General features: G+C 72.5%; 4 protein-coding genes. All 4 read left to right on the top strand.

Features of this window, described 5'->3' with window-relative positions:
- On the top strand, positions 1–2,641 hold a 2,641-nt coding region (locus ACWGKQ_RS51545), incomplete at its 5' end, for a CocE/NonD family hydrolase (protein WP_453299070.1).
- Complete coding sequence (locus tag ACWGKQ_RS51540) at positions 2,638–3,501, top strand: ABC transporter permease (protein WP_453299069.1); 864 nt, start codon at positions 2,638–2,640, stop codon at positions 3,499–3,501. The genes ACWGKQ_RS51545 and ACWGKQ_RS51540, both read left to right, overlap by 4 nt.
- A gap of 157 nt (positions 3,502–3,658) precedes the next feature.
- Positions 3,659–5,155: a YfbK domain-containing protein gene (locus tag ACWGKQ_RS51535; protein ID WP_453299068.1), complete on the top strand. Its 1,497-nt coding sequence runs from the start codon at positions 3,659–3,661 to the stop codon at positions 5,153–5,155.
- A gap of 125 nt (positions 5,156–5,280) precedes the next feature.
- Positions 5,281–7,191 carry an AMP-dependent synthetase/ligase gene (locus ACWGKQ_RS51530; RefSeq protein WP_453299067.1) on the top strand — a complete coding sequence of 637 codons (1,911 nt, stop codon included), beginning with the start codon at positions 5,281–5,283 and terminating at the stop codon, positions 7,189–7,191.
- Positions 7,192–7,241: the final 50 nt, after the last annotated feature.

The following is a 7,241-nucleotide window of genomic DNA, read 5'->3' as shown; positions in this document are numbered from 1 at the left end:
CCCACCCCCCGGCTTACGCGCGACGCTGCGGCGCGCGGGGGGGCTTCGCCCCGCCGCGGCCGCCGTCGTCGTGCTCGTCGGTGCCGGTACGTGGACGGCCGTCGCCTCCGACGGCCCGCCTCCGGTGCAGCGGACCGACAAGGTCATGGCCGTGGACGGGGTGCGTCTGGACACCTCGTTCTTCACCGCCGCCGGCACCGGCCGACGCCCCGCGGTCCTCCTCGCCCACGGCTTCGGCGGCAGCAAGGACGACATGCGCGCCGAGGCCGAGGACCTCGCCCGCGACGGCTACGCGGTCCTCACCTGGTCCGCCCGCGGCTTCGGCAAGTCCACCGGGAAGATCGGCCTCAACGACCCGAAGGGCGAGGTCGCCGACGTCTCCAAGCTCATCGACTGGCTGGCGAAACAGCCCCAGGTGCAGCTCGACAAGCCCGGTGATCCGCGCGTCGGGGTGGCGGGTGGCTCGTACGGCGGGGCGATCTCCCTCCTCGCCGCCGGTTACGACGACCGCGTCGACGCCATCGCCCCGTCCATCACGTACTGGAACCTCGCCGACGCCCTGTTCCCGGACGGCGTCTTCAAGAAGCTCTGGGCCGGGATCTTCTTCAACGACGGCGGCGGCTGCACCGACTTCCAGCCCGAGCTGTGCGCGATGTACAACCGGGTCGCCGAGGCGGGCAAGCCGGACGCGGCCGCGGTCAAGCTCCTCGAGGAACGCTCGCCGTCGGCGGTCGGCAGCCGCATCAAGGTGCCCACCCTGCTGTTCCAGGGGCAGACCGACTCCCTCTTCACGCTCTCCCAGTCCGACGCGGCGGCGAAGGCCATCAAGGCCAACGGCGCCCCCGTCGACGTCGACTGGATCGCCGGCGGCCACGACGGCGGCGACCTGGAGACCAGCCGGGTCGAGGGCCGGATGACGGCGTGGTTCGACCGGTATCTGAAGGGCGACAAGGCAGCCGATACGGGGCCCGCCTTCCGCATCACCCGCACCGGAGGCGTCGACTCCACCGACGGCGCCGCCCAGCTGCGCGGCGCGACCGCCGACAGCTACCCCGGCCTGGAGAGCGACCGGAAGAACATCGCCCTGAAGGGCGGCACCCAGCACGTCACCAACCCGGCCGGCGCCAGCCCGCCCGGCGTCTCCGCGCTGCCCGGCCTCGGCGGCTCCGGCGGCCTCGCCCAGCTCTCCTCCCTCGGCGTCGGCATCTCCCTCGACTTCCCCGGCCAGTACGCCCGCTTCGACTCGGCGCCCGTCACCGACACCCTGCAGATCACCGGCACCCCCACGGCCACCGTCCACATCACCTCCACCAGCGACGACGCCGTGCTCTTCGGAAAGGTGTACGACGTCGGCCCGGGCGGCACCCAGCAGGTGCTGCCCTCCCAGCTGGTCGCCCCGATCCGCGTCGAGGGCGCCAAGGCAGGCAAGGACGTCACCCTCACCCTCCCGGCCGTCGACCACGAGGTGCAGAAGGGCCACCGGCTGCGCCTGGTCCTCGCCTCCACCGACCTCGGCTACGCCTCCCCGACCGCCCCGGCCACCTACACCGTCTCCCTCAAGAGCCCCCTCAGCGTGCCGACGGCACCCCAGGTGGACACGGCCGCCGCGCCGCTGCCCGCCTGGGTGTGGTGGCTGCCGCTGGCCGGCGCGGTCGCCGCCCTGGCCCTGCTGCTCACCGGCCGCCGCCGCACCGCCGCGCCGGCCCCGGCCCCGGCGCTCGCCGAAGTCCCGCTCCAGATAACGGACCTGAGCAAGCGCTACGCGGGTTCGGCCGACCGGTACGCCGTCCGTGAGCTGTCCTTCCGCGTCGAGAACGGCCAGGTCCTCGGCCTCCTCGGTCCGAACGGCGCGGGCAAGACCACCACCCTGCGCATGCTGATGGGGCTGATCAAACCCGACGGCGGCGAGGTCAGGGTCTTCGGCCACGCCATCCGCCCGGGCGCACCCGTCCTCTCCCGGGTCGGCGCCTTCGTGGAGGGCGCCGGCTTCCTGCCGCACCTGTCCGGCCGGGAGAACCTGGAGCTGTACTGGCAGGCCACCGGCCGCCCGGCCGAGGACGCCCACCTCGACGAGGCCCTGGAGATCGCCGGCCTCGGCGACGCACTGGCCCGCGCGGTCCGCACCTACTCGCAGGGCATGCGGCAGCGCCTCGCCATCGCCCAGGCCATGCTCGGCCTGCCGGACCTGCTCATCCTCGACGAACCCACCAACGGCCTCGACCCGCCGCAGATCCGCGAGATGCGCGAGGTGATGATCCGCTACGCGGCCGCCGGCCGCACGGTGATCGTCTCCAGCCATCTCCTCGCCGAGGTCGAGCAGACCTGCACCCACCTCGTGGTGATGGACCACGGCCGGCTCGTCCAGGCCGGCCCGGTCGCCGAGATCATCGGCTCCGGCGACACCCTCCTCGTCGGCACGGACGTGCCCGTGGCGGAGCCGGTCGTGGAGAAGGTGGCCGCGCTGCCCGGCGTGGCCTCCGTGACCGGCACGGACGACGGCCTGCTCGTCCGCCTGGAGCCCGGCGCCGGCGCCCCGGCCCTGGTCGCCGAACTCGTCCGGCTCAACGTGCCGGTGGCGTCGGTCGGCCCGCACCGCCGTCTGGAAGACGCCTTCCTGACCCTGATCGGAGGATCCGCATGAGCACGCTCACCGAGAAGTCCGCGGTCGCCTCCGGCTACCGGGCGGGCCGCACCCTGCCGCTCCGCGTCGAACTGGTCCGCCAGCTCAAGCGCCGCCGCACGCTGGTGATGGGCGGCATCCTGGCCGTACTGCCGTTCGTGCTGCTGATCGCGTTCGCGATCGGCGGCCAGCCCGGCCGGCAGAACGGCCAGGTCACCCTGCTGGACACGGCCACCTCCTCCGGCGCCAACTTCGCCGCGGTCAACCTGTTCGTGTCGGCGGGCTTCCTGCTGGTCATCCCGGTCGCCCTGTTCTGCGGGGACACGGTCGCCTCGGAGGCCAGCTGGTCCTCCCTGCGCTACCTGCTCGCCGCACCCGTGCCCAGGGCCCGCCTGCTGTGGTCCAAGCTGGTCGTCGCGCTCGGCCTCAGCCTGGCCGCGATGATCCTGCTGCCGCTGGTCGCCCTGGCCGTCGGCTCGGCCGCCTACGGCTGGGGTCCGCTCCAGATCCCCACCGGCGGCGCACTCGACACGGGCACCGCCGCGCAGCGCCTCGCGATCGTCGTCGCGTACATCTTCCTGTCCCAACTGGTCACCGCGGGCCTCGCGTTCTGGCTGTCCACGAAGACCGACGCGCCGCTCGGCGCGGTCGGCGGCGCGGTCGGCCTGACCATCGTCGGCAACGTCCTGGACGCGGTCACCGCCCTCGGCCACTGGCGCGACTTCCTGCCCGCGCACTGGCAGTTCGCCTGGGCGGACGCCGTACAGCCGCACCTGGAGTGGTCCGGCATGATCCAGGGCACCGCGGTCTCGATAACGTACGCCCTGGTGCTGTTCGCCCTGGCCTTCCGAGGTTTCGCCCGCAAGGACGTGGTCTCCTAGGTCACCGGACGATCTCCCTCCGGCCTCGAACCCCCTGGTCCGTGGCCGCTTCGAGATCCATCCGCAACGCATCGGGGCGCACGTTCCGGCCCCCTGCGCCGTCAGAGTCGACGACAAGTCAGGAAGTCGACTCCGACCGGCACAGGGGGCACACACGATGGACCGACACCCGACCCGACGGCAGGCGCGCGGGGCGCTGCTCGCCCTCACCACCGCGGCCGCCCTGCTCCTGGCGGGCTGCAGCGCCGACGAGAACCACGCGAACGGCCCGAACTACACGTCCGACACCAGGGCCCCCGCCCCCTCCCAGACCCGGGGCGACGAGACCGCCCCGCCCTCCGACCACCTCTCCACCTTCGCCCTCGACGTCGACACCGCCTCCTACGGCTACGCCCGCCGCACCCTCGCCGACGGCGACCGCCCCGACCCCTCGACCATCCGGCCCGAGGAATTCGTCAACAGCTTCCGCCAGGACTACCGCACCCCCGAGCACAACGGCTTCACGGTCACCGTCGACGGCGCACGCACCAGCAGGCCGAACTGGTCCCTGGTCCGCGTCGGCCTCGCCACCCGCCCCGCCGACGACACCGACGAACGTCCCCCGGCCGCCCTCACCTTCGTCATCGACGTCTCCGGCTCCATGGGCGAGCCGGGCCGCCTCGACCTCGCCAAGAAGTCCCTGGACACGATGACCGACCGGCTGCGCGACGACGACTCGGTCGCCCTCGTCACCTTCAGCGAACACGCCGAGACCGTCCTGCCGATGACCCGCCTGGGCGGCCACCGCGCCGAGATCCACGACGCGGTCGACGGCCTCGCCGCCCTCTCCTCCACCAACCTCGGCGAAGGCGTCGAGACCGGCTACGCCACCGCCGTAAAGGGCCTGCGCAAGAACGCCACCAACCGCGTCGTCCTCATCTCCGACGCCCTCGCCAACGACGGCGAGACCGACCCGAACGCCATCCTCAAGCGCATCGACGGCGACCGCCGCGAGTACGGCATCACCCTGTTCGGCGTGGGCGTGGGCAGCGACTACGGCGACGCCCTCATGGAACGCCTCGCCGACAAGGGCGACGGCCACACCGTGTACGTCGCCGACACCGCGACCGCCACCGACGTCTTCTGCCGCCAACTCCCGCAGAACATCGACCTGGTGGCCCGCGACGCCAAGGCCCAGGTGGCCTTCGACCCGCACACGGTCGCCGAGTTCCACCTGATCGGCTACCAGGACCGCAAGGTAGCCGACCAGGACTTCCGCAACGACCACGTGGACGGCGGCGAGATCGGCCCCGGCCACACGGTCACCGCCCTCTACGCTGTCCGCACCAACCCCGGCACGGACGGCCACCTCGCCACCGCCACGGTCCGCTGGCTGGACCCCAACACCCGCTCCCCGCACGAGAACACGGGCTCGATGGAGACCAGCGCCCTGCACGACGACGTCTGGTCAGCCTCCCCCCGCTTCCAGGTAACCGCGGTGGCCGCGTACTTCGCGGACGCGCTGGCCGGGGGCGACTACAACATCCCCGGCGCACCGAGCCTGACGAAACTCCAGTCCCGGGCCCAGACGTTGGCAAGGGCGACTGAGGACAAGGACGTATCCGACCTCGCGACAGCCATTCGAGAGGCGGTCCATTCCAACACCGAGGGCTGACGCGCCCCTTCAGGGGCGCGGGGAACTGCGCGACCAGCCACGACGCACCCGCACCCGGCGCACCACCGCACCCCCTACGGCGAAACCCATTGACCTCCCCTTACTTCCGAGTAAGTTGACGCCCCATGAGCGTACGCAGCGACCTCAAACGAGCACGTCAACGCACCGACCTGGCCGACCGCGGCAAGGTCGAGGTCATCAAGGACGAGGCCGGGGTCGTGCGGGAGGCGCGCCGCCCGCCCCTCGCCGCCCCGCTCACCACCGGCTCCCTCGCCGACCTCCCCTACACCAACGCCGCCGAGGCACCCCACACCACGGCGATCCGCCGCAGCGAGGGCACCGTCACGGCAGCCGAGTTCGCCACCCAAGTGGCCTCCGTGGCAAAGGGGTTGATCGGCGCCGGCGTCGCCGCAGGCGACCGCGTCGCGGTGATGTCCCGTACCCGCTACGAGTGGACGGTCCTCGACTTCGCCGTCTGGGCGGCCGGCGGTGTGACCGTCCCGGTCTACCCCACCTCCTCCGCGGACCAGGTGGAGTGGATCGTCAGGGACTCCGGCGCCCGGCACGTCGTCACCGAGACCCCGCAGAACACGGCGACCGTCACCACCGGCACCGCCGGCCACCCCGAACCCCCACGCGTCTGGGAGCTGGACGCAGGCGCACTCACCGACCTCACCACCCTCGGCCGGGACGTCCCGGACGAGGAGGTCACCAAGCGCCGTGGCACCCTCACCCCCGGCACCACCGCCACCATCTGCTACACCTCCGGCACCACCGGCCGCCCCAAGGGCTGCGTCCTCACCCACGCCAACCTGCACGCCGAGGCCGCCAACACGGTCGAGCTGCTGCACCCCGTCTTCCAGGCGGTCACCGGCCGGGCCGCCTCGACCCTGCTGTTCCTGCCGCTCGCCCACATCCTGGGCCGTTCGCTCCAGATCGCCTGTCTGCTGGGCCGTATCGAGATGGGCCACTTCCCGAGCGTGAAGCCCGACGAACTCCGGCCCGCGCTCCGGGAGTTCCGGCCGACCTTCCTGGTCGGGGTGCCGTACCTCTTCGAGAAGATCCACGACACCGGGCGGGCGACGGCCGAGAAGATCGGCAGGGCCGCCTCCTTCGACCGGGCGGAACGGATCGGGGTGCGCTTCGCCACGGCCCATCTGGACCGGTTCCTCGGCACGGGGAAGGGCCCCGGGCCCGGCCTGTACGCCGCCTGGGCGCTGTACGACCTGCTGGTCTACCGCCGTATCCGCAAGGAACTCGGCGGCCGGATGCGGTACGCCGTCAGCGGCGGCTCACCGCTCGACCGCGACCTCAACCTGTTCTTCCACGCGGCCGGGATCGTCGTCTACGAGGGCTACGGCCTGACCGAGACCAGCGCGGCCGCCACCATCGTGCCGCCGCTGGCGCCCCGCCCCGGCACGGTCGGGCAGCCCGTCCCGGGGACGGCCGTCCGGATCGCCGACGACGGAGAAGTACTGATCAAGGGGCCGGTGGTGTTCGGGTCGTACTGGAACAACCCGGCCGCGACCGCCGAAGTGCTGCCCGCCGACGGCTGGTTCGAGACCGGCGACCTCGGTGCGCTCGACGCGGACGGCTATCTCACCATCACCGGCCGCAAGAAGGACATCCTGGTCACCTCCGGCGGCAAGAACGTCTCCCCGGCCGTCCTGGAGGACCGGCTGCGCGGCCGGTCGCCCGTCGGTCAGTGCCTGGTCGTCGGCGACAACCGGCCGTTCGTCGCCGCCCTGATCACCCTGGACCCCGAGGCGGTCGCGCACTGGCTGTCCGTACGGAGGCTGCCGCCGGACACCCCGCTCGCCGAGCTGGTGCGCGACGACCGGCTGCGGGCCGAGGTGCAGAAGGCGGTCGACCACGCCAACCAGGCCGTCTCCCGCGCCGAGTCGATCCGCGCCTTCGCCCTGGTGGAGGGCGAGTTCAGCGAGGACAACGGACTGCTCACGCCGTCCCTGAAGGTCAAGCGGCACGCGGTGACCGCCCGCTTCGCCGAGGAGATCGAGGCGCTCTACCGGAAGTGAGCCGCAGCCGGGCGGCACGGCGAAAAGCGGCGGGCCACCGGAGGAACCGG

This window comes from Streptomyces sp. NPDC054770 (genome assembly GCF_053611985.1).
Note: the sequence above shows the minus strand (reverse complement) of the source record. Positions and strands in the feature narration are given on the sequence as shown.

Excerpts from the sequence above, each read along its gene's own strand:
- ACWGKQ_RS51540 (WP_453299069.1), top strand. The coding sequence starts at position 2,638 with ATGAGCACGCTCACCGAGAAGTCCGCGGTCGCCTCCGGCTACCGGGCG.
- ACWGKQ_RS51535 (WP_453299068.1), top strand. The coding sequence starts at position 3,659 with ATGGACCGACACCCGACCCGACGGCAGGCGCGCGGGGCGCTGCTCGCC.
- ACWGKQ_RS51530 (WP_453299067.1), top strand. The coding sequence starts at position 5,281 with ATGAGCGTACGCAGCGACCTCAAACGAGCACGTCAACGCACCGACCTG.